The sequence below is a fragment of the Herbidospora sp. RD11066 genome (assembly GCF_054661255.1).
This window is the reverse complement of record NZ_BAAGDO010000006.1, coordinates 257797-279725: the sequence shown is the minus strand read 5'-3', so window position 1 is coordinate 279725 and position 21929 is coordinate 257797. Positions and strand designations below refer to the sequence as shown.

Here is a 21929-nt window from a genome sequence, read left to right as displayed (position 1 = left end):
GGTGAGCGACAAATCCGGGTATTTCCCATCTAACTCAGTGGCCACATACCCGTATTGACCACGCGTTCCGGTTCCACACCACACAGGGCGGCGCGCTCACATCCGTACATCAGCCAGTCGAGCTGCCCCGGAGCGTGGGCGTCGCTGTCGATCGCGAAGACGCAGCCCATCTCGTAGGCGAGGCGGAGCAGGCGCTTGGGCGGGTCGAGCCGGTCGGGGCGGGAGTTGATCTCGACGGCGACCCCGAACCGGCGGCACGCCTCGAAGACGATCTCGGCGTCGAACCGCGACTCGGCCCGCAGGCCGCCGCGTTTGCCGCCAGCTTTGACGATCCGGCCGGTGCAGTGGCCGAGCACGTCGACATGAGGGTTGGCGACGGCGGTGACCATGCGCCTGGTCATCTCCTCGGGCTCCATCTTCAGCGACGAGTGGACCGAGGCGACGACGCAGTCGAGCCGGGCCAGCAGCGCGGGATCCTGGTCGAGCGACCCGTCGGCGAGGATGTCGACCTCGACGCCGGTACGGATCTCGAAGGGCGCAAACCGCTCGCGCAGCCCCTCGATAACCCCGATCTGCTCGGCCAGCCGCTCGGCCGACAGGCCGCGCGCCACGGTCAGCCGGGGCGAGTGGTCGGTGATCGTCAGGTAGGAGTGGCCGATCGCCCGTGCCGCCTCGGCCATCTCCTCGATCGGCGAGCCGCCGTCGCTCCACGTCGTGTGACTGTGCAGATCACCCTTCAACGCCGCCCGCAGCGCGGAGGCCGCCTCGGAGAGGTCGGTGCCGGACGTCGCCTCCAGCCTGCGCAGATACGTCGGCACCTGGCCCGCCAGCGCCTCGGTGATCGCCAGCGCGGTCACCTTGCCCACTCCCGGCAGCTCGGTCAGCGTCCCGGCCAGCGCGCGCTCCTCCAGCTCCTCGCGCGGCATGTCGCCGACGACCTCGGCGGCACCCCGGAAGGCGCGGACCCGATAGGTCGGTTCACCGGCCCGTTCGAGCAGGAACGCAATCTGGCGCAACGCGTCAAGTGGCTCCATGTCGAAGACGTTATCAACCGGCCAGAATTGTTGTTTGTACCGCTCAAACCGTCACCGATAGGCTTGCCCGACCTCAAGCAATCATGGAGCCGTATGGCCGCCACACCACCGCCGCCGCCGCAGTTCCCACCACCGGGACCCCCGACGTTCCCCATGGCGGGCGGCCCGCCGCCGAAAAAGAAGAAGGCCTCCACGGCCGTCAAGCTGGGCGCCATCGGCGTGCTGTCGGTGCTGGTCGTGGGCTTCTGCGCGGCCGTCGACGACGACTACGAAGAGGTCGACGCCGACTGCGTCGACATGAACAACCCGCTGGCCGACGGCTCCTACCCGATCGTCGACGACGACCTGTGCGACGACAACGGCCGGACCTACGTCGGCTCCCACGGCGCCTACGGCTGGTACTACGGCGGCATCCGCAGCGGTGCGCACATCCGCGGCGGCAGCACGCTGAAGCCGGCGGGCGCGCAGATCTCCACGCGGTCGGGCAAGGTCATCCAGCGCGGCGGGTTCGGTTCGCACGGCAGCAGCAGCGGTAGCTGACCCGTGCGCAGGGAACGGTCGGCACCCCGGAACGGCTGGGAGACCACGGTCGAGACCCACGGCCTGGCCTATCACCGGTCGGCCCATCCGGGCGGGCTGGCCCGGCCCTACTGGGACGAGAGCGTCCACTACGTCTTCACCATGGACGAGGTGCTCGCGCTGGAGACCCAGGTCGAAGAGCTGCACCGCATGTGCCTGGAGGCGGTCGACCACGTCGTGGTCACCGGCCGCTTCCACGACTTCGCCGTGCCCCCCGAGTGGCAGCAGGCGATCAAGGACTCGTGGTACCGCCGCGACCCCCACCTGTTCGGCCGCTTCGACCTCCGCTACGACGGCACCGGCCCGGCCAAGCTGCTCGAATACAACGCCGACACCCCGACCAGCCTGCTCGAGAGCTCGGTCGTCCAGTGGTACTGGCTGCAGGACGTCTTCCCCGACGACGACCAGTGGAACTCCATCCACGAGCGCCTGGTCGACCGCTGGAAGGCCATCGCCGCGACCCTCCCGACGGGCCCTTCTCATTTCGCCTGGACGAACCTCGACACCTCCGGCGAAGAGGCGATGACCCTCGGCTACCTCCAGGAGACCGCCGGCCAGGCCGGTCTGGTCACCGTCGCCATCGCGATGGAGGACATCGGCTGGGACTCCCTGAACCGGCGGTTCGTCGACGTCGAGGAACGCGTCATCCGGTCGCTCTGCAAGCTCTATCCGTGGGAGTGGATCGTCCACGAGCCGTTCGGCGCCCACGCGCTGCGGATGATGCCGTCGATGACCTGGATCGAGCCGCCGTGGAAGATGCTGCTGTCGAACAAGGCGCTGCTGGCGGTGCTCTGGGAGCTGTTCCCCGGGCATCCCAACCTGCTGGCGGCCTACCTCGACGGCCCGCGTGACCTGGAAGGATTCATCCGCAAGCCCCTCCTGGGCCGCGAGGGCGCCTCGATGACGATCATGTCGCCCGACCACTCCCTGGAGACCGGCGGCACCTACGGCGCCGAGGGCTTCGTCTTCCAGGAGTTCCGGGCTCTGCCCGATTTCGACGGCCAGCGACCCGTTCTGGGCGCCTGGGTGGTGGAGGACGAGTCGGCCGGGCTCGGCATCCGAGAGACGGCCGGCCTGATCACCGACGACACCTCGTCGTTCGTCCCCCATCGAATCAACGGTTAACACCCCCCAATAGGAGCAGGGTCAATGGACACCACTTCCTTCGGCGAGGTCCTCGGCAACGGTGCCCTGGCTATCGCCGCCTACGCCGTTCTCGGCGTGCTGCTGCTGATCGTCGGCTTCTATGTCATCGACATGGCCACGCCGGGCAAGCTCAGCAAGCTGATCCGCGAAGACCGCAACCCCAACGCCACCGCGCTGACCTCGGCCGGCCTGGGCGCGGTCGGGCTCATCGTGGCGGCCTCGATCTTCTCCTCGGGCGGCAGGCTCCAGGAGGGCCTGATCGCCACGGCGGTGTTCGGCGTGATCGGCATCGCCGTCCAGACGCTGGGCATGTTCGCCTTCGACAAGGTGGCCGGCATCTCGATCCGCGCGCTGGTCCACGAGACCACGCTCCAGCCCGCCACCGTCCTGCTGTCGGTCACCCACGTCGCCATCGGCCTCATCACGGCGGTCGCCGTCATCTGACGTCCGATTCCTTCAAGACGGTCCGGTACGAGGTCTCGTACCGTCGGACCATGGCTATTCAGTTCAACGTCATCGGCCTGGTCGTCTCGGACATGGGCCGTTCGCTCGCCTTCTACCGCCGCCTCGGCCTGGACCTCCCGGCCGAGGCGGACGGCGCCCCCCACGTCGAGGCGGCCCTGCCCGGCGGGTTCCGCCTGTGCTGGGACACCGAGGAGACCATCAGGTCGTTCGACCCCGAGTGGACGCCGGGCCCCGGCCGCACCGGCCTGGCGTTCCAGTGCGACAGCCCGGCCGAGGTCGACAAGACCTACGCCGACATGTCGGAGTTCGGGCACCTCGAACCGTGGGACGCCTTCTGGGGCCAGCGCTACGCCGTTCTGACCGACCCCGACGGCATCAGCGTCGATCTGTACGCCCCACTAGATCCGTCAGCGTGACCCCGGCCAGCGCCTTCACCTCGCGCGCGAGGTGGGCCTGGTCGGCGTAGCCCTCGTCGTGGGCGACGTCGGTGAAGGGGAGACCGGCCCGCGCCTTCTCCAGCGCCCGGTTCATCCGCAGGATGCGGCCCAGCGTCTTCGGGCCGTAGCCGAAGGCGCGCAGGCAGAGCCGGTGGAAGCGGCGTTCGCCCAGGTCGAGCCGGTCGGCGGTGGCGGCCACGCCCAGCCCGCCCTCGATCAGCGTGGCGGCGCCGCGCACCACCGGGTCGGGGGTCAGATCGGCGGCCACCGCCTCGATCCCCGGCCGCTTCTGATCGAGTTCTCGAGGGCGCGCACCCGGCGTACCGGCCAGATCTCCTCCAGCGGCACCCGGCGATCGCGCAGCTCATGGGCGGCCACGCCGAGCAGCTGGGGGGCGTCGCCCGGGGCGAAGCGCAGGCCGACGTGGCTCTGGGAGGGCTCGATCGAGGTGACGTAAGCGACGGAATCGGGCCCGGCCACCAGCAGCCTGCCGCCCGTCCACAGCAGATCCATGCAGCCGTCGGGGAGGATCCGGCGCGCGGCCCGGCCCGGCGACGCGGGGGTGTGCCACACCACCGCGCCCGGAATCACCGACGGCCGCTCCCGGTACACCGTCCCAGCTTGCCACGCGCCCGCCGTTGGCGAATCCGCGCAGGCGACCTGGCAGGCTGGTAGCCGTGAACGACAGGGTCCGTGAGGACACGGCACGACGGCTCGACCGCGCGATGGGCAGTCTCGGCACCGCCGCGATGGCCCGCATGGAAGAACAGCTCGCCTGGTACCGCGCACTTTCCGCCGAGGACCGTTCCTGGGTCGGTCTGGTGGCCCAGGCCGGAATCGCCGCTTTCGTCGAGTGGTTCGGCCACGCGGGGCAGGGCCGCCCCACCCCCAGCATCGAGTTCTTCGGCACCGCCCCCCGTGAGCTCAAACGCAGCGTCTCCCTCCAGCAGACCGTCGACCTGGTCCGCATCGTGGTCGAGGTCGTCGAGGCCGAGGTCGAAGAGCTGGCCGCGCCCGGCGGCGAAGACCTGCTGCGCAACGCGATGCTCCGCTACACCCGCGACGTGGCGTTCGCCGCCGCCCAGGTCTACGCCCGCGAGGCCGAGGCGCGCGGCTCGTGGGACGCCCGCCTGGAGGCCCTGATCGTCGACGCCCTGGTGCGCGGCGAGGTCGACGACGGCCTTCACTCGTGGGCCGCCGCGCTCGGCTGGACCTCCGCCCCGGTGGTCGTGTTCGCCGGGCTCTCCCCCAGCGACGACCCCCAGAGCGTCATCGACGGCCTGCGCGACCGGGGCCGCCGGGCCGGTCACGACCTGCTGGCCGGGGTCCAGGGCGACCGGCTGATCGTGATCGTCGGCGGCGCCGACAGCATGAAGGAGGCCGCCCGCTTGGTCGTGCCCCGCTTCGCGCCCGGCCCGATCGTCATCGGCCCCGAGGTACCCGACCTGCACGCCGCCGCCCGCTCGGCACGGGCCGCGATCGCCGGGCTGCGGGCCGCCGCCGGGTGGCCCGACGCGCCGCGTCCGGTGCTGGCCGACGACCTGCTCGCCGAACGCGCCATCGACGGCGACGAAGACGCCCGCGCCGCACTGGTGGAGAACGTCTACACGCCGCTGGCCGGCACCCCGCTGCTCGACACCCTGGCGACCTACCTCGAACAGGGCACCTCCCTGGAGGCGACGGCGCGGCTGCTGTTCGTCCATCCGAACACGGTGCGTTACCGGCTCAGGAAGATCGCCGAACTGACGGGCTACACCCCCACGGAGGGGCGGTCCGCATTCACCCTTCAGGTAGGACTCATACTCGGTCGACTGACCGTAATCTGAGCGTCGCTGGTTAATTGCGGAGAAACCAGAACTGTAGGGATTCCACAACAGAGGCAGGCAGAAGTTCGTTCGGATCCCCAGCTCTGTGTCGAAGGGCTACAGGGCAGGGTGGTACCGTGCTCGTCATCGTCGCGCCGGGACAAGGCGCCCAAACTCCAGGCTTCCTGAGTCCGTGGCTGGAGCTCCCCGGATTCCGTGACCGTCTGTCAGCATGGTCGGAGATCGCGAAGCTCGACCTCATCGCCTACGGCACCACCGCCGAGGCCGAGGAGATCCGCGACACGGCCGTCGCGCAGCCGCTTCTGGTGGCCGCCGCGCTGGCCGCCTTCGAGGAGCTCGGCGTCACCCCCGACCTCGTCGCGGGCCACAGCGTCGGCGAGTTCGCCGCGGCCGCGCTGGCCGGGGTGATCACCGCCGACCAGGCCGTCTCGCTGGTCGCCGAGCGCGGCCGGGCGATGGCCGAGGCCGCCGCCGTCACCGCGACCGGCATGACCGCCGTCCTCGGTGGTGTCGACGTCCTCGACGCCCTGGCGAAACACGGCCTGACCCCCGCCAACAACAACGGCGCCGGTCAGATCGTCGCGGGCGGCACGCTGGAGCAGCTGGAGGCCTTCAAGGCCGATCCGCCGCAGCGCGCCCGTCTCATCGCCCTGTCGGTCGCGGGCGCCTTCCACACCCACCACATGGCTCCGGCCGTCGAGCGGCTCCGCGCCGCCGCGACCGAGATCACCCCGGCCGATCCGGCGATCCGGCTGCTGTCCAACGCCGACGGCGCGATCGTCATGTCGGGCCGCGACGCCCTCGACCGCATGGTCAATCAGGTGAGCAACCCGGTCCGCTGGGACCTGTGCTCGGCGACCATGGCCGAGGAGGCCGGGGACGTCCCGGTCACCATGATCGAACTGCTCCCCGGCGGCACCCTCACCGGCCTGGCCAAGCGCGGCCTGCCCGGCTCGAAGACCGTCGCCCTGAAGACCCCCGCCGACCTGACCCCGGCCCTCGACGCCGCCAAGGAGGCGATCAAGTGAAGCTTCCCGCGGGGGCGCCGGGCGCGAAGGTGCTGGCCTTCGGCCACTACCAGCCCGCGAACGTGGTCACCAACGACGACCTCGCCAAGATCATCGAGACCAACGACGAGTGGATCCAGAGCCGGGTCGGCATCAAGGAGCGCCGGTTCGCCGGTCCCGAGGAGTCCGAGATCGACCTGGCCGTCCAGGCGGGCGGGAAGGCGCTGGCCGCGAGCGGCCTGGCGGCCTCCGACATCGACCTGGTGATCGTCGCCACCTGCACCCCCGAGGCCCCGATCCCCAACCTGGCCGGGCGGGTCTCCCACCGGCTGGGCGTCCAGGCGCCGGGTGCCTACGACCTCAACGCGGCCTGCGCGGGCTTCTGCTACGCCCTCGCCGCGGCCAGCGACTCGATCCGCGCGGGTTCGGCGAAGAACGTGCTGGTCATCGGCACCGAGAAGCTCACCCAGTGGATCGACATCCAAGACCGCGCCACCTCGGTGATCTTCGCCGACGGCGCGGGCGCGGCGGTCGTCGTCCCGTCCGAGACCCCGGCCATCGGCCCGGTGGTCTGGGGCAGCGCGGGTGACAAGGCCGACGCCATCATGATCAAAGATCGGTCATCGTCTCTTCACCAGGAAGGTCAGACGGTGTTCCGCTGGGCCACCACGGCCCTTCACCCGGTGGCCAAAGAGGCTTGCGACCGTGCGGGCGTGGATCCCGCCGACCTGGCGGCGTTCGTGCCCCACCAGGCGAACCTGCGCATCATCGAGGCCATCGCGCGCAAACTCGGCGCCGACAAGGCCGTCGTCGCCCGTGACATCGTGCTGGCCGGCAACACCTCGGCCGCGTCGATTCCGCTCGCGCTGTCCCGCATGATCGAACAGGGCGAGGTGCCCTCGGGCGGCCTCGCACTCCTCCTGGGATTCGGCGCGGGCCTGACCTACGCCTCCCAGGTCATCGAGATCCCGTAAAGCTTGTACGGTCTTCGCCGTACGAAAACCCAGAGAAACCACTCAAAGGAGAGACATGGCAGTCACCGAGCAGGAGATCCTGGCCGGCCTCGGCAAGATCGTCAACGAGATCACCGGTATCCCGGCCTCCGAGGTGACCCCGGAGAAGAGCTTCGTCGACGACCTGGACATCGACTCGCTGTCGATGGTCGAGATCGCCGTGGCGGCCCAGGACGAGTTCGGCGCGGAGATCCCCGACGACCAGCTCAAGCACCTGAAGACCGTCAAGGACGTCGTCAACTTCATCCAGAACTGAGTTCCCCCGCACAACCGTTCGACCGTAGAGGAGTGCAGCCAAAGTGAGTACCAACCGGGTGCGAGTCGTCGTCACCGGACTCGGCACGACGACGCCCCTTGGTGGAGACGTCGCCTCGACCTGGGCGGCGCTCCTCGACGGACGGTCGGGCGTACGCACCGTCACCGAAGAATGGGTCGACACCGTCCCGGTGAAATTCGCCGGGGTCGCCGCTGTCGACCCCGGCGAGGTGCTGCCCCGGCCCGAGGCCAGGCGTCTCGACCGCTATGAGCAGTTCGGCCTGATCGCCGCCCGCCAGGCCTGGCAGGACGCCGGCGCGCCCGAAGTCGACCCGACCCGCCTCGGTGTGGTCGTCGGCTCCGGCATCGGCGGCATCAGCACGATCCTCAACGCCTACGACACCTACCGGGACAAGGGCTGGAACCGGCTCTCCCCCTACACCGTCCCGATGCTCATGCCCAACGGCGCCGCCGGCTGGATCAGCATCGACCTGGGCGCCCGCGCGGGCACCCACGCCACGGTCAGCGCCTGCGCGACCGGCGCCGAGTCGATCGGCTACGGCATCGAGATGATCCGTTCCGGCCGCGCCGACGTCGTCGTCGCCGGTGGCAGCGAGGCCGCGATCCACCCGCTCAACATCGCCTCGTTCGCGGCGATGCGCGCCATGTCGACCCGCAACGACGAGCCCCACCGCGCCTCGCGCCCCTTCGACAAGGGCCGCGACGGCTTCGTGCTCGGCGAGGGCGCCGGCATCGTCGTCCTGGAGTCGGAGGAGTTCGCCCGGGCCCGCGGCGCGCGTATCTACGCCGTCGCCGCCGGCGTCGGCATCACCTCCGACGGCAACCACATCTCGGCGCCCGAGCCGACCGGCATCGGCGGCAAGAACGCCATGCTGACGGCCGTCGCCGACGCGGGCCTCACCGCCGCGGACATCGTCCACGTCAACGCCCACGCCACCTCGACGCCCGTCGGCGACGAGATCGAGGCGCGCGCGATCCGCGAGGCGCTCCCCGGCTCCCCGCTCATCACCTCGACGAAGTCGATGACCGGTCACCTGCTCGGCGGCGCGGGCGGCATCGAGTCCATCTTCACGATCCTGGCGCTGAGCGAGCGCATCGTGCCCGCCACCGCCAACCTCGACGATCCGGCCGACGGCCTCGACGTGGACATCGTGCGCGGCGAGCCGCGCAAGCTCCCCGACGGCCAGCTCGCCGCGATCAACAACTCCTTCGGCTTCGGCGGCCACAACGTCGCCGTGGTCTTTACCTCTGCCTGATCAGCTTTTGAGAGGGACGCAATGACTGTCGTTGACAACAGGGTGGTGACGGCCGCCTCCGACCAGGAGGAGGCCGACCCCCGCGATCCCGTCGTCCGGCTGGGCCACCTGCTCGACGAGGGTTCCATGCGGCTCATCACGCCGCAGGACAAGAGCGGGGCCCTGGCGGTCACCGGCCGCGTCGAGGGCGTCCCCGTGGTGGCGTTCTGCAGCGACGCCCGTGTTCAGGGTGGCGCCATGGGCGCCGAGGGCTGCGAGCACATCGTCCACGCCTACGACGTCGCGGTCCGCGAGCGGGTGCCGATCATCGGCGTCTGGCACTCGGGCGGCGCCCGCCTCGCCGAAGGCGTGGAGTCCCTCCACGCGGTCGGCCGCGTCTTCGCCGCCATGACGAAGGCGTCGGGCATCGTGCCCCAGATCTCCGTCGTGGTCGGCGCGGCGGCGGGCGGGGCGGCCTACGGCCCGGCGCTGACCGACATCGTGATCCTCGCCGACGAGGGCCGCATCTTCGTCACGGGCCCCGACGTCGTGCGTTCGGTCACCGGCGAGACCATCGACATGGCCTCGCTGGGCGGCCCCGAGCCGCACAGCAAGCGCAGCGGCGTGGTCCACATCGTCACCAAGTCGGAGCCCGAGGCCCTGCTGAGGGCCCGCCAGGTCGCCACCCTGCTCGGCCACCAGGGCCGGGTGCGGCTGGGCGAGGTCGGCGAGGTCGACTTCTCGACCCTGCTGCCCGAGAACGTCCGCCGCGCCTACGACGTGAAGCCGCTGGTCAACGGCCTCCTCGACGAGCCCGGCGTGGAGCTCCACCCCAAGTGGGCCCCCAACATCGTGACGACCCTGGGCCGTCTCGGCGGCCGGACCGTCGGCGTCATCGCCAACAACCCGATGCGCCTGGGCGGCTGCCTCGACTCGACCTCCGCCGAGAAGGCGGCCCGGTTCGTGCGCATGTGCGACGCGTTCGGGGTGCCCCTGGTGGTCCTGGTCGACGTCCCCGGCTACCTGCCCGGTGTCGGCCAGGAGCACGACGGCGTGGTGCGGCGGGGCGCGAAGCTCCTCCACGCCTTCGCCGAGGCCTCCGTGCCCCGCGTGACCCTGGTGACCCGCAAGTCCTACGGCGGCGCCTACATCGCCATGAACTCCCGCTCGCTCGGCGCGACCCGCGTGTTCGCCTGGCCGACGGCGCAGATCGCGGTCATGGGCGCGGTCGCGGCGGTCCGCATCCTCAAGCGCCGCGAACTCGCGGCCGCTCCCGAGGAGGAGCGCGCCGACCTCGAGCACCGCCTGGCCGAGGAGCACGAGAAGATCGCCGGCGGCCTCGAGCGCGCGATCGACCTGGGCGTCGTCGACGAGGTCATCAACCCGGAGGACACCCGCGGCGCCATCGCCAAGGTCATCGCCCGAGCGACCCCCGCCAGGGGCGCCCACGGGAACATCCCGCTCTAGTTCTCTGTACGACCAAAGCGCCGCCCCTCTCACTGAGAAGGGCGGCGTTTCGGCGTTGGAGCTTCGCGCCCGGCCTCATGAGCCCCTTCCCATCGCCACCGTCCGTTGAGCAGAACGGGAGGTCACGCGACCGCGCTCCGCCGCCCGAAATTTCGGCATATCGACGACGGCAGAGCGGGTGGGAATCTCGTCGTCGCGCCTGGTTCATCCGTCCCAGGCGAGGCGCGGAGAACCTGAGCGCCCGGCGCGGGGCCGGGCGCCATCGGTGCGGGAGTGTGGAAGCCGGGTAAGGCGGCCCCGGCTCATGGGCGCGCTGAAGGGCGGGCGGTGCGCGCCCTTCAGGTTGCTAGACGGCGGCGTGGAGCCAGCGGACCGGGGCGCCCTCGCCCGCGTAGCGGAAGGACTCCAGTTCCTCGTCCCACTGCTTGCCGAGCAGTTTGTCGAGTTCGTCTTCGAGCACGGCGCGCCCCTGGGCGGCCATGAGCATGACGTTCCGGAGGCGGTCCTCCGGGATCATGATGTCGCCGTTGGCGCCGATGGCCGCCGTGAAGGCACCCAGGGCAGGGGTGTACGCATGGCGCGCCCCATCACTGCCCTGCGATGGATCCTCGGTGATCTCGAAGCGGATGCGCTGCCACCCCATCAGCGATGAGGTGATCTTGGCGGCGACGCCAGCGGGCCCCTCCCATTCGGCCTGGGCGCGCAGGGCGCCGGGCGCAGCGGGCTGGGGCGTCCACGTCAGGTCGACGGGAACGCCAAGAATGCCTGCGACGGCCCACTCGATGTGTGGGCACAGCGCAGGCTGAGCCGAGTGGACGTACAGGACGCCACGTGCAGCAGCCACCGGACCTCCCGATTCGTACGAGGTACGCCTTCCCCAACGGCCTCATACAGGGATGATCACTAGTGACTCTAGGAGAGACTACCGTCCGTTGCAGCGGGGCACCAGAGGAGGGTCATACCGATTCCCGCTGGGCCGCCGCGACAATCAGGTTCATCCCGGGGCGTAATTTGACCCGATCCCGGAAGTTGGCGACCCTTCCGGAATTCCCCGATCCCACCGGACACCATGATTAGAGTTGCTCACGCAACGCTCCTCTGTCAGCACGGTGAGTAAGTATGGTGCGGAAAGGGTCAGTGACGCGTGCTTTTCCAGGTACACAATGAATCGATCCCCCTCGATCTGCTCGACGACCACGCGTGGTCCGAGTTGGTCGCCTGCTTCGACCCCGGCATGTGGGCGGTGGCACGGGCGGCGGGCCTGGGGGCGGCCGACGCGGCCGACGCCGTACAGGGAGCGTGGCTGAGGCTGGTCGAGAGCGTCGACCGCATCCGCGACCCGCAGGCGATCGGCGCGTGGCTCATGACCACCACCCGGCGCGAGGCGCTCCGGCTCGGCCGCAAGGCCGGCCAGGAGTTCCCCACCGACCCGCCCGACCTCTACGAACACCCCCCCCTCCTGACCCCCGACCCCACGACGGAGATCGTCGACGCCGACTACGGGCGCACCCTGTGGTCGCGCGTGTCCCGGCTGGAGGAACCCTGCCGGACCATGCTCCGGCTCTTCGCCCTCAACCCCGACGCCCGCTACGTCCAGATCGCGGCCCGGATGCAGATCCCCGTCGGCAGCGTCGGCCCGACCAAGATCCGATGTTCGGCCAAACTCCGGACCCTGCTCGCGGAGGACCCCCTTGAGTGCTGACGACGCCGCGCTGGAGACCTACCTGCTGGCCGCGATGCGCCTGGCCGCCCACGCCGACCCTCCCCCCGCGAGGCTGTCGGCCGACGCGATGGCCGCGCTGTCCATGCGCCTGCCCGGCAGCGTCATGGCCGCGCCGGCCGACCTGACGGCCGCCTCCGGCGCCCGCGCCGACGGAAAACCCCAGATGCACCGCTTCGCCGCTGGCGAGACCACCTTGGACATCGAGACCACCATCACCGAGGGCCGCCTGGAGATCGCCGGCCAGATCGGCCCCCCACCGGCCCGCGACGCCTACGTCGAGGTCCGCACCCCCCACGTGACAAAGGTCCGCGTCCCCTCCCCCGACGGCCAGTTCGCCGTGACGGGCCTGCCGCCGGGCTGGGTGAGCGTCGCCTACCACCGCCCGACCGGCCCCCCGGTGGTCACCCGCTGGCTGCGTGTCCGCGCCTGACCCCTACGGCCCGTTCGCGGCGGCCAGGCGCGCCGACATCCTGGCGGCCTTCGACGTCCATCTGGCCGCCGAAGATGTTCTGTACGACTCCGCCGACCGCCTGGCCGTCACCCGCGCCGCCTTCGCCTCGGCCCTGGTGGGAGCCCGCCTCCCGGGCGAGGCCCGCATGCTCCTGGAACTGGCCCTCCCCGACCTGACATGGGCCAGACCGGGCGCCCCCACAGCGGCCGCCCGCCTCCTCCTGGCAACGGTCGAACTCCAGACCGGCGACACCCGCCGAGCCGAGGACACCGCCACGACGGCCGTGGAGGAGTTCCGCCTCTTGGGTTCAACAGCCTGGGAACAACGGGCCCGAGACGTGGCTTTGCGCGCCCGCCTGGTCCAGGCGACGGCGACGGGCGGGCTCGACGAGGGCTTGCTGGCCGAATGTACGGACGGGGCGGACGGGCTGGAGAAGGCGGGCCTGCCCTCGGAGGCCGACGAGCTGAGGCTCTTCGTAGCGTCGACGATCGTGCGCCAGGTGGGTCGCGAGGGTGCCGATATGCCCGAAGTCCCGAAGCCACCAACCGCAGCGGATCTGTCCCAGATCCATCGGATTCTGGACCAGGTCCGAGATGGGGTCGGGTGCGCGAGCTCGCGGCTGCATGCGGAGGCGTTACGGAGATGGGCCGGTGGCGACCTCGCGGCAGCACTCGAAGCCACCCAAAAGGGGTTTTCCGCGTCGCTTCTCGACATGTCGCGACTTGCCTCGGTGGAGGGTGCGATCTCCGATGCAGAGCAGCCGACTGCGGACCCCTTCGGCGAAGACCTGCCTCCCTCGCGGTCTGTCCCCGATTGGCGAGGAGGTGCGGAGAGACCGGGATCAAGCATCGGCGCGGGTGCAATCGCGGGCGATAGGCCGACTTCTGCGCCTAAAGCCGGGGCTCTTTCTGAGTTCGCCCCTCAGGACGCGCATCACCGCTCTGCGGCCCGAAGGCCGAAGGTCTTACCAGCGGCGAGGCGGCCTGCGGATGAGCGGTGGCGGGTGTCCCGGGTGGCCGAGGAGATCGCGATGCTGGGGCTGGAGCTGGCCATCGGGGTCGGGTGTGCCGAGAAGGTGCTGCTCTGGTCGGAGCGGTGGCGGGCGCTCGTCAGCGGTGCGAAGCCGGTGGCCGAACGGCCAGAAGTATTGGTCCAGCTTGTACGCGACCAGGACGCCCTCCACGCCGTGGTCGCCCACCACGACCGGATCTCCCTCCACGCCCTGGGGTCGTTGTCGTCGATCACCGAGGCGATGGTCCGCATCCGCTACAACCTGCGGCGCCGGAACCTCAGAGACACCCGGCCCGAAGGCGAGGAAGGGCTCTCACCCGGGCTCCTCAGAGAACTGTCCGCCCTGGACGAGGTGCTGATCCGCCCCCTCGGCCTGCCCCCGGGAGCCGTCAGCGTGGTGCCCACCGCAGCGCTCCACTCGTTGCCCTGGTCACTGCTCCCCTCGCTCCGCGAAAGGGCCGTGTCGGTGGCGCCTTCGGCCGCGATGGCCGTCGCGGGCCGGGAGGTCGGCGGCCCTGTGGTCGCGCTGGCCGGTCCCGATCTGGCGCATGCGGAGGAGGAGGTGGCGGCGGTCGTGGGCGTACACGAAAAAGGAGAACGGGCGCCCGCGACGCGAGGCGCCCTGCTCGAAGCGCTCGGGCGGGCCGGTGTCGTGCACATCGCCGCGCACGGCATCTTCTCCGGGCGGCGCCCGATGATGTCGAGCATCCTCCTGGACGACGGCCCGCTGCTGGTGCACGAGTTCTTCCGCTTGGCGCGGGTGCCGCCGCTCGTGGTCCTGTCGGCCTGTGACGCGGGCATGGCGTCGGCCCCCGCCGACGGCGCGGCGTTCGGCCTGGCGGGCGCCTTCCTCGATCGGGGGGCGCGGACCGTGGTCGCGGGCATCGTGCCGGTCAGAGACGACGAGGCGGCCCGGCTGATGGTCGAGTTCCACCGCCTGCTGGCCCTCGGCCAGAGACCGGCCGAGGCCCTCGCCAAGGCGGCGGCCGCCACGGATGTGCCCGGGTTCGCCTGCTTCGGGGCGGTGTAGCCCTCAGTTCGGCGGGAGTTCGAGTTCGGCGAAGACGGCCTTGTGGTCGGTGGCCGGGAGTACGTGGGTGGAGAAGGCGAGCACCGCAGTGGAGGCATCGACCATGACGTGGTCGAGGGCCACGGGCGGGATGGGCAGCAGGTCGTGGAAGGTGCGCGGGAGCACCGGCCAGGTCGTCTTCAGCCCGTTTCCGGTCAGGTCGGCCGCGTCGCGGTAGCCGGAGCCGAGCAGGTCCCGGACTCTGGCGTGGTCGAGGGTGGCGTTGAAGTCCCCGGCCAGGACCTTGGTCGTCCCACCCGCTCTGGGCAGGGCGTCGAGACCGTCGGCCCAGCAGTTGTGAGAGCTCGACACATAGGGCGCACACGGGTGGACGGAGACCAGCTCCACCACCTTCCCGTCGACGTCCAGACGGCCGATGATCTGGCCGAACCGGCCGTGGTCGAGCAACCCCACCTTGGTCGCGGGAAACCGCGAGTAGATCCCGGATCCACCCGTCCCGGGCCGGGCCTCCATCACCTGATGGGGCAGCAGCTCGCCGATCCCCGCCGACTCCATCGCCTCCACGGCCGCCGGGGTCAGCTCCTGGAACGCCACCACATCGGCCCCGACCTCTCGGACGAGCCGGACGACCTCGTCCCCCGGCACCGCCCCGACCAGCAGGTTCATCGACAGCACCCGAAGCCGCGGCCCGGCACCGCCGGGCGCGTTCTCACCGAGCATCCTCGGCACGACCAGCATCCCCAGAACGAGCAAAACCACCAGCGCGACACTGGCCGCCGCCCACCGACGGGTCACCAAAGCCAAGCCAACTGGCAGAACAGCCAGCAACGCCACATAAGGAGTGAACGCCACCAGCTGCACCCAGAAGAACCCCACGTCACCGGGTATCAGCCGCAGCACGGCCCAGCCGCCGAACCCCGCCGTGATCACCCAGACCACCACGGTCACCCAGCGCCACCCGGACCTCGGAGGCGCCTCCGGCGCCGCATCGACCACCACGGCCGCCATCATGCCGGTCACACACTTACAAAGCGCCGACGGGTCAGGACCTCTCCACCGGACGGTTCGGGTTGGTGATCCATTCGGACCACGAGCCCGCGTACAGGGACGCCTTGATGCCTGCCGTCTCCAGGGCCAGCACCTCATGCGAGGCCGTCACGCCGCTCCCGCAGTACGCGCCGACCGGCACCCCCTCCACCGCCCCCAGCGTGTTGAACCGCTCCCGCAGGAACTCCGCCGAGTGGAACCGCCCACCGGGTTCCAGGTTCTCGGTCGTCGGCGCGTTGACGGCGCCGGGAATGTGCCCGGCCACCGGATCGACCGGCTCCACGTCCCCCCGATACCGCTCGGGCGCCCGAGCATCGAGCAGCAGCCCGTCTTCGGCCAGGATCGCCGCCTGGTCGGCGTTGATCAGCGGCATCCCGCCCGGCCGGGCCGTGAAATCCCCCGGCTCCACAGAAGCGGCGTCCTTGGACAGCTCCCCCGTCCACGCCCCCAGCCCACCATCCAGCACCCGCACATCGGAGTGCCCGAAGTAGCGCAGGCACCACCACGCCCGAGCGGCCGCCAGCGAGTTCCAGTCGTCGTACACGACAACGGGCCGCCCGTCGGAAACGCCGAGCGCCCGCATGGAGGCCTCGAAGTCGGCGGAAGAAGGAAGGGGATGACGCCCGCCCGCCCCGGCCGGAGCCGCCAAAGCAGTGTCGAGGTCGCAGTAGACGGCGCCCGGAAGGTGGCCGGAGGCGAACTCGGAGGGGCCGGGCGGGCCGCCCAGGCGCCAGCGCACGTCGAGGAGGGTCACCTCGCCCAGGGTCGCGGCGAGGTCGGAAGCACTGATCAGAGGGCTCATCGGCGGATCTCCAAGAAGGGCACGTTCTGCTCGGCGGGTGTGAGTGACCCGTGGTATCCGATCATCGACCACTCGTGCGGCTCCGACGTGGAGGAGGCGACCACACACTCCGGTCCGGCCACCACGACGACGTCGCCGATGCGCCCGAGCATCTCGGGGCTCACCGGCCCGAACCAGCCCGAGTCGATCGCCGAGGCGCGCGAGGCGACCCGGGCCCGGTCGCCGAGGACGGCGCGCCAGGTCTCCAGCACCGCGTCGGCCGCGCCGGGCACGGTGTAGAGGTGGCGGGCGCGGGGTTCTCCCCCGAGCAGCGCGACGCCCTCGGTCAGTTCGGGGTGGACGTCGAGGTCGATCTTGTCGGTGGCGTTGACCATGCCGTGGTCGGCGGTCACGTAGAGGACGCCGCCTGGCGGCAGGGCTCCGGCGAGGCGTTCGGCCAGGTCGTCGACGATGGAGAGCTGGCCCAGCCACTCGGACGACCCCACCCCCGCCCGGTGCCCCATCGTGTCGAGCAATGGGTAGTAGCAGGTCACATAGGCCTTGGGCGTCGCGCGCAGAGCGGCGTGCACACCCTCGACGCGTTGGGCGACCGTGTCGGCCGGGACATAACGGACGCCCCGGTAGACCGCCCGGGTGAGCCCGCCCCCGTCGAAGGCGGCGGGGGCCACATAAGAAGACGCGACGTCGAGATGGGCCAGCCGCTGGAACACGGTGTCGACCGGCTGCCAGGCCGCGGGGTCGACCTGCGGGCCGTCGTCGGGCCAGCGCAGGCAGTTGAGGAGGCGGCCCTCGCCGGGCACCGCGACGTGGATGCCGAGCATCCCGTGGTGGCCCGACAGCACGCCGGTGCCGATGGTCGCCAGGCTGACGGGGGTCGACGACGGGAATCCGGCCGTCAGCACCCGGGGCAGCGCCGACGACAGGAAGGGCGCGTGGGCCGGATAGGCGGCCAGCAGGTCGGCCCCTAAGCCGTCGACGATCAACAGACACACCTTGTCGGCCGGGTCGAGCCCGAGGGTGCCGCCGCCGGTTCCGTCGAAGGTGGCGTAGACGGAACCGGCGATGTCGGCGAGGGTGCCCGTCACGTGCGGGCCGTCGCCTCCGACAGGGCACCGGCGAAGGCCAACACGTGGCGCACGGCCTCGGGACCGTCGGCGGCCTCGCTGACCCTCAACTGGAGGTCGTCGGCGGTGATGGAGCCGGTGTAGCCGTGGTCGGCCTCGCAGTTCTCGTCGCCGCAGGTGGCGGGTTCGAGGTCCACGTGGGAGATGGCGCCCCAGCCGATGGTCAGGGTGACCTCGCTGGGGGCGACGCCGGGCGAGTACTTCGCCGGGTCGGGCACGAGGCGGGTGAGCGCCACCGACTGCACGCGGCTCAGCCGGACCGCCTCGGTGGTGGTGGAGGCGTGGGAGGCGGGGTTCCCCTCGGCCGGCGGATGTTCGTCGGTGTGACAGACGAGCAACCGGGTGGGCGACAGGACCAGGACCGTGACGTGGCGGCGGACCTCCATGGCCGGGTCGAAAGTGGCCTCATGATGGACGACGTAGGCGCTGACGCTTTCCTTGCCCAGGGCGGAATCGACGGCGTCGGCGACCAGGTCGGGGTAGTAGCCACTTCGGTCGATGGCCTCGCGCAGACCTGCAGCCGAGACTCGGGTATCCCTCATGGGACCATCCTGCCCTGTCAAGCACCCTGATTTCACCGGGGTGATTTCACTGGTCTGTCAGGAGGGAAGCCGCCGCGGACCCACGTCGGGCCTGGGTCCGGTGACCGCTTCGAGCACCACCCGGGCGCCCAGGACGTGCACCCCGCTCTCGCCGACCAGCACCGGATCGAGCCGCAACGTCGTGACCTGCGGATGCGCGTCGGCCAGCCGTCCGATCCTGCACAGCAGCTCCTCCAGCGCGCCGACCGCGACGGGCGGGTAGCCGTGCGCGCCGAACAGCAGCGGGGCCGCTTTGGGGGTGCGGACCAGCCCGGCGGCGTCTTCCGCTGTCAGCGGAGCGAGCCGGTAGGCGTCGTCGGCGAGCAGCCGGGCGGCGATCTCGCCCAGCCCGAAGGAGACCACCGCGCCGAAGTCGCGGTCCTGGACCGAGGTGATCACGGTCGGCACGGCGGGCTGGGGTGCCATCGGCTGCACCGCCAGCCGGGGACCGAAAAGATCACGAAGGTCCGTGTACGCCTTCGCGACCGCGCCCCCGTCCGACAGGGCGAGGCGGACCGTCCCGGCGCGACCGGTGCCGGTCCACTTGACCACGACGGGGAAGCCGAGCCGTTCGGCCGCCGCGACCGCCTCCTCGGGCGACTCGACGACCTCACTCGGCCAGACCTCGACGCCGTAGGTGGCCAGCAGTTCGGTGGCGTCGAGCTCGACCGGGTGTTCGGTGGCCCGGCAGACGATCTCGCGGGCGCCGACCACGTCGATGCCGTCCAGTTCGGGGATGGTGCCCTCGTCGCGGCGGCGCCACTGCGCATGACGTACAGCCAGAGCCAGGGCCCGGACCGCCTCCTCGGGCGCCGGATACGACGGGATCGAACCCCGTGCGGGACCTTCTCCCGGCGCGCGCAGCGCGGCCGGGACGCCCGCCTCCCCCTTGAAGGTGGCGAGCACCGGCTTGCCGCTCTCGCCCGCGACCCGCAGCAGTTCGGCGGCGACCTCGGCGTCGGGGCCGGGGACGGGCGGCATGTAGACGACCACGGCGGCGTCGACGTCGGGGATCAGCCCGGACAGCGCATCGGCGAAGGCCCTCGCGTCGGCGCGGGCGCCGAGATCCACGGTTTGCGGCGTGAGGCCCGCGCTCACGCACGCGTGGGCGGCCAGCCGGGCGAGCGCGTCGGAGTTGCTCACGATGCCGACTCTCGGGCCTTCGGGGAGGGGCTGGCAGGCGAGGAGCTGGGCGACGTCGAAGAGCTGGGTGAGGTCGTCGACGCGGACCACCCCGGCCTGCTCGAACAGCGAGGAGACCGCGCTGTCGGGCAGCCCCAGCTCGGCGGCCTGCGACTTCACCGCGACGATCGGCTTGGTGCGGGAGATCCGGCGGGCCAGCCGGGTGAACTTGCGCGGGTTGCCCATCGACTCCAGATAAAGGAGGACGACCTCGGTCGCGGGGTCCTCCTCCCAGTACTGAAGGAGGTCGTTCCCGGAGACGTCGGCGCGGTTCCCGGCGGAGACGAAGGTCGAGATGCCGAGCCCCCGCTGGGCGACGCGGTGCAGCAGGGCGGTGCCGAGGGCGCCCGACTGGCTGAAGAAGCCGATGCGGCCCCGGGCGGGCAGCCGTTCGGCCAGCGTGGCGTTGAGCTTGATCGACCGGTCGGTGTTGGCGATGCCCAGGCAGTTGGGCCCGACGACCCGCATGCCGTAGGCGCGGGAGATCCGCACCAGTTCCTGTTCGCGCCGCAGCCCCTCTTCACCGGTTTCAGCGAAACCGCTGGAGACCACGACCAGTCCTTTGACACCTTTCTCCGCGCACTCCTCGACGACGTCGAGCACGCTCTCGGCCGGCACGGCCACCACCGCGAGGTCCACCTCGCCGTCGATGGCGCTCACGTTCTTGTACGCCCGCACGCCCGCGACCGCCCGCACCTCCCGGTGCACCGGGTAGACCGGCCCGGTGAACTCGGCCCGCAGCAGGTTGCGCAGCACCGTCTGCCCGATGCCGCCGGGCTCCCGGCTGGCCCCGATGACCACGACCGACTCGGGCTTGAGCAGGCGCTCGATCGACCGCGCCTCGGCCCGGTGCTCCCGGCCGGTCATCGCGTCGACGGAATCGGGCGTGCTGGCCAGATCGAGCGTCATGCGGACGACGCCGTCTTCAAAGGTGCTCTGCGCCGTATATCCGGCCTGCCGGAACATCTGCGTCATCCGGTGATTGGCCGGCAGCACGTCGGCGATGAAGGTGCGGATGCCGCGTTCCCGGGCCGCCGCGCGCAGGTGCTCCAGAAGGACCGACGCCATTCCCCGGCCCTGGTGGGCGTCTTCGACGAGAAAGGCCACTTCGGCATGGTCGGCGGGCTTGACCCGGTCATAACGAACGACCGCCACCATTTCCGTTCCGATGGTGGCGATCAACGCCAGACGGTCGTTGTAGTCGACCGTTGTGAAGCGTGTCACTTCCCGATCTGACAAGCGAGGTCGGGGACCGAAGAAACGAAAGTAGATGGACTGGTCGGAGAGGCGCGAGTAGAAGGACCGCAACTGTTCGGCGTCGTCGGGGCGAATAGGCCGCAGGTGAGCGGTGCCGCCGTCGGAAAGGACGACGTCGGCCTCCCAGTGGGCGGGATACGGTGCTTCCACCATTCGAGGGTATCTGTGGGCAATCGCGGTGGTTGGGCAACGGATGTGCATCGACTGTGTACGAGTGTCCGCCTCACCCCCCACGAAGCTTGCGGAAGCTGTTAAGTTTTGCGGGGTCAGCGTCGATTTGCAGGGGCAAGGTGGTGACATCATGACGCGGGTCGTCGTGGTGGGCGATCTGATGACCGACGCGGTCGCCCGCGCCCGGTATCCGCTCGCCCGGGCAAGCGACACTCCGGCCGTGGTGACCATGCACGGCGGTGGTTCCGGGGCGAACATCGCCTCGTGGCTCGCCGTCGAAGGTGGCGAGGTCGCCTTCATCGGGCGGCGCGGCGCCGACATCACCGGCCGCAACCGTGACATGGAACTGATGGGCTACGGCGTCGATGCCCGGCTCGTCATGGATCCCGAGCGTCCCACCGGCACCTGTGTGGTCCTGGTGACCCACAAGGGCGAGCGCACGATGCTCTCCGACCCGGGCGCCAACGCGGCCCTGTCACCCGAAGACCTGCCCCGTGACCTGTTCACCCAGGGCACCCACCTCCACATGTCGGGCTACACCCTGATCTGCGAGGGCTCCCGCGACGCGGGTCTGGCCGCCCTCGACCTGGCCCGCCGGGCGGGCATGTCGATCTCGGTCGACTGCGCCTCCTCCGCGCCGGTCGAGCGCACCGGCGCCGAGCCCTTCCTCGAGTGGACCCACGGCGCCAAGCTGCTGTTCGCCAACGCCGACCAGGCCAAGGTGCTCACCGGCCGCGACGACCCCGAGGCCGCCGCCAAGGTGCTGACCGCGTGGTTCCCGCAGGTCGTCATCAAGTGCAACAGCGACGGCGCGCTCTGGTACAGCAACAACAGGTCCGAGGCCGTGAAGGCCCCGGCCGAGCAGGTCGAGCGGGTCGTCGACGGCACCGGTGCGGGCGACGCCTTCGCCGCCGGTTTCCTGCCGAGCTGGCTCGACGGCAAGCAGCCCGCCGACGCGCTGGCCGCCGGCAACGCGCTGGCCGCCAAGTGCCTGGTCAACCTCGGCGCCCGGCCCCGCCTCTAGCCGAAAGTACGCCCGGTTCCCGGCCCATCGAACGAGTGGGC

Annotated in this window: 23 protein-coding genes; 14 read left to right on the top strand and 9 right to left on the bottom strand. The window is 70.8% G+C overall.

The features are described from left to right. Window positions 1–29: 29 nt before the first annotated feature. Window positions 30–1034, bottom strand: coding sequence for a PHP domain-containing protein (locus ACYQ78_RS24120; protein WP_459803162.1), 1005 nt, complete (start codon window positions 1032–1034; stop codon window positions 30–32). 93 nt (window positions 1035–1127) lie between these two features. Between ACYQ78_RS24120 and ACYQ78_RS24115 the strand changes: the two genes are divergently transcribed. Genes ACYQ78_RS24115 through ACYQ78_RS24100 form a run of 4 tightly spaced genes read left to right on the top strand, consistent with a single transcriptional unit; the run spans window position 1128 to window position 3640 of the window. After that, window positions 1128–1574 (top strand): hypothetical protein, encoded by a 447-nt coding sequence (locus ACYQ78_RS24115; RefSeq protein WP_459803161.1) that lies wholly within the window; start codon window positions 1128–1130, stop codon window positions 1572–1574. Between the two features lie 3 nt (window positions 1575–1577). Next, on the top strand, window positions 1578–2738 hold the full coding sequence (locus ACYQ78_RS24110) for a glutathionylspermidine synthase family protein (protein WP_459803160.1): 1161 nt from the start codon (window positions 1578–1580) through the stop codon (window positions 2736–2738). Between the two features lie 24 nt (window positions 2739–2762). Continuing rightward, window positions 2763–3203: a DUF350 domain-containing protein gene (locus ACYQ78_RS24105; RefSeq protein ID WP_459803159.1), complete on the top strand. Its 441-nt coding sequence runs from the start codon at window positions 2763–2765 to the stop codon at window positions 3201–3203. 50 nt (window positions 3204–3253) lie between these two features. Next, window positions 3254–3640 carry a VOC family protein gene (locus tag ACYQ78_RS24100; RefSeq protein WP_459803158.1) on the top strand — a complete coding sequence of 129 codons (387 nt, stop codon included), beginning with the start codon at window positions 3254–3256 and terminating at the stop codon, window positions 3638–3640. Here ACYQ78_RS24100 and ACYQ78_RS24095 read toward each other — a convergent pair. Then, window positions 3600–3929, bottom strand: coding sequence for a helix-turn-helix domain-containing protein (locus ACYQ78_RS24095; protein ID WP_459803157.1), 330 nt, complete (start codon window positions 3927–3929; stop codon window positions 3600–3602). The genes ACYQ78_RS24100 and ACYQ78_RS24095 overlap by 41 nt on opposite strands. Beyond that, complete coding sequence (locus ACYQ78_RS24090; protein WP_459803156.1) at window positions 3914–4273, bottom strand: DUF6597 domain-containing transcriptional factor; 360 nt, start codon at window positions 4271–4273, stop codon at window positions 3914–3916. The genes ACYQ78_RS24095 and ACYQ78_RS24090 overlap by 16 nt, the downstream gene beginning before the upstream one ends. Window positions 4274–4386: 113 nt before the next feature. On the opposite strand from ACYQ78_RS24090, the gene ACYQ78_RS24085 reads away from it, so the two are divergent. From ACYQ78_RS24085 to ACYQ78_RS24060, 6 genes are all read left to right on the top strand, one after another. After that, window positions 4387–5487 (top strand): PucR family transcriptional regulator, encoded by a 1101-nt coding sequence (locus ACYQ78_RS24085; protein WP_459803382.1) that lies wholly within the window; start codon window positions 4387–4389, stop codon window positions 5485–5487. Window positions 5488–5603: 116 nt separating this feature from the next. Continuing rightward, on the top strand, window positions 5604–6515 hold the full coding sequence (locus tag ACYQ78_RS24080) for an ACP S-malonyltransferase (protein ID WP_459803155.1): 912 nt from the start codon (window positions 5604–5606) through the stop codon (window positions 6513–6515). After that, on the top strand, window positions 6512–7468 hold the full coding sequence (locus ACYQ78_RS24075; RefSeq protein WP_459803154.1) for a beta-ketoacyl-ACP synthase III: 957 nt from the start codon (window positions 6512–6514) through the stop codon (window positions 7466–7468). The genes ACYQ78_RS24080 and ACYQ78_RS24075 overlap by 4 nt, the downstream gene beginning before the upstream one ends. A gap of 55 nt (window positions 7469–7523) precedes the next feature. Beyond that, entirely contained in the window at window positions 7524–7763 is a 240-nt protein-coding gene (locus ACYQ78_RS24070) for an acyl carrier protein (RefSeq protein ID WP_061291596.1), read from the top strand. Between the two features lie 43 nt (window positions 7764–7806). After that, window positions 7807–9039 carry a beta-ketoacyl-ACP synthase II gene (gene fabF / locus ACYQ78_RS24065; RefSeq protein WP_459803153.1) on the top strand — a complete coding sequence of 411 codons (1233 nt, stop codon included), beginning with the start codon at window positions 7807–7809 and terminating at the stop codon, window positions 9037–9039. 21 nt (window positions 9040–9060) lie between these two features. Further along, window positions 9061–10485, top strand: a complete 1425-nt coding sequence (locus tag ACYQ78_RS24060; protein WP_459803152.1) for an acyl-CoA carboxylase subunit beta — start codon at window positions 9061–9063, stop codon at window positions 10483–10485. A 346-nt stretch (window positions 10486–10831) separates the two neighbouring features. On the opposite strand, the gene ACYQ78_RS24055 is transcribed toward ACYQ78_RS24060, so the two are convergent. Continuing rightward, a complete protein-coding gene (locus tag ACYQ78_RS24055) occupies window positions 10832–11329 on the bottom strand; it encodes a DUF3145 domain-containing protein (protein WP_459803151.1) in 498 nt (165 codons plus the stop codon). A gap of 300 nt (window positions 11330–11629) precedes the next feature. Here ACYQ78_RS24055 and ACYQ78_RS24050 point away from each other — a divergent pair, with 300 nt between their 5' ends. The 3 genes from ACYQ78_RS24050 to ACYQ78_RS24040 are packed head-to-tail and all read left to right on the top strand — an operon-like array spanning window position 11630 to window position 14700. After that, window positions 11630–12187 carry an RNA polymerase sigma factor gene (locus ACYQ78_RS24050; protein WP_459803150.1) on the top strand — a complete coding sequence of 186 codons (558 nt, stop codon included), beginning with the start codon at window positions 11630–11632 and terminating at the stop codon, window positions 12185–12187. Next, a complete protein-coding gene (locus tag ACYQ78_RS24045) occupies window positions 12177–12638 on the top strand; it encodes a hypothetical protein (protein WP_459803149.1) in 462 nt (153 codons plus the stop codon). Before ACYQ78_RS24050 ends, ACYQ78_RS24045 begins: the two co-directional genes overlap by 11 nt. Beyond that, window positions 12625–14700 carry a CHAT domain-containing protein gene (locus ACYQ78_RS24040; RefSeq protein ID WP_459803148.1) on the top strand — a complete coding sequence of 692 codons (2076 nt, stop codon included), beginning with the start codon at window positions 12625–12627 and terminating at the stop codon, window positions 14698–14700. Before ACYQ78_RS24045 ends, ACYQ78_RS24040 begins: the two co-directional genes overlap by 14 nt. 3 nt (window positions 14701–14703) lie before the next feature. On the opposite strand, the gene ACYQ78_RS24035 is transcribed toward ACYQ78_RS24040, so the two are convergent. The 5 genes from ACYQ78_RS24035 to ACYQ78_RS24015 are packed head-to-tail and all read right to left on the bottom strand — an operon-like array spanning window position 14704 to window position 20846. Continuing rightward, complete coding sequence (locus ACYQ78_RS24035; RefSeq protein WP_459803381.1) at window positions 14704–15711, bottom strand: endonuclease/exonuclease/phosphatase family protein; 1008 nt, start codon at window positions 15709–15711, stop codon at window positions 14704–14706. Between the two features lie 31 nt (window positions 15712–15742). Continuing rightward, window positions 15743–16549, bottom strand: coding sequence for a sulfurtransferase (locus tag ACYQ78_RS24030; protein ID WP_459803147.1), 807 nt, complete (start codon window positions 16547–16549; stop codon window positions 15743–15745). Then, window positions 16546–17634, bottom strand: a complete 1089-nt coding sequence (locus ACYQ78_RS24025) for an alkaline phosphatase family protein (protein ID WP_459803146.1) — start codon at window positions 17632–17634, stop codon at window positions 16546–16548. Before ACYQ78_RS24025 ends, ACYQ78_RS24030 begins: the two co-directional genes overlap by 4 nt. Then, window positions 17631–18215 carry a DUF5998 family protein gene (locus ACYQ78_RS24020; RefSeq protein ID WP_459803145.1) on the bottom strand — a complete coding sequence of 195 codons (585 nt, stop codon included), beginning with the start codon at window positions 18213–18215 and terminating at the stop codon, window positions 17631–17633. The genes ACYQ78_RS24025 and ACYQ78_RS24020 overlap by 4 nt, the downstream gene beginning before the upstream one ends. 57 nt (window positions 18216–18272) lie before the next feature. After that, window positions 18273–20846 (bottom strand): bifunctional acetate--CoA ligase family protein/GNAT family N-acetyltransferase, encoded by a 2574-nt coding sequence (locus ACYQ78_RS24015; protein ID WP_459803144.1) that lies wholly within the window; start codon window positions 20844–20846, stop codon window positions 18273–18275. A 148-nt stretch (window positions 20847–20994) separates the two neighbouring features. Between ACYQ78_RS24015 and ACYQ78_RS24010 the strand changes: the two genes are divergently transcribed. Continuing rightward, a complete protein-coding gene (locus tag ACYQ78_RS24010) occupies window positions 20995–21888 on the top strand; it encodes a carbohydrate kinase family protein (RefSeq protein ID WP_459803143.1) in 894 nt (297 codons plus the stop codon). The last annotated feature ends 41 nt before the right edge of the window (window positions 21889–21929 follow it).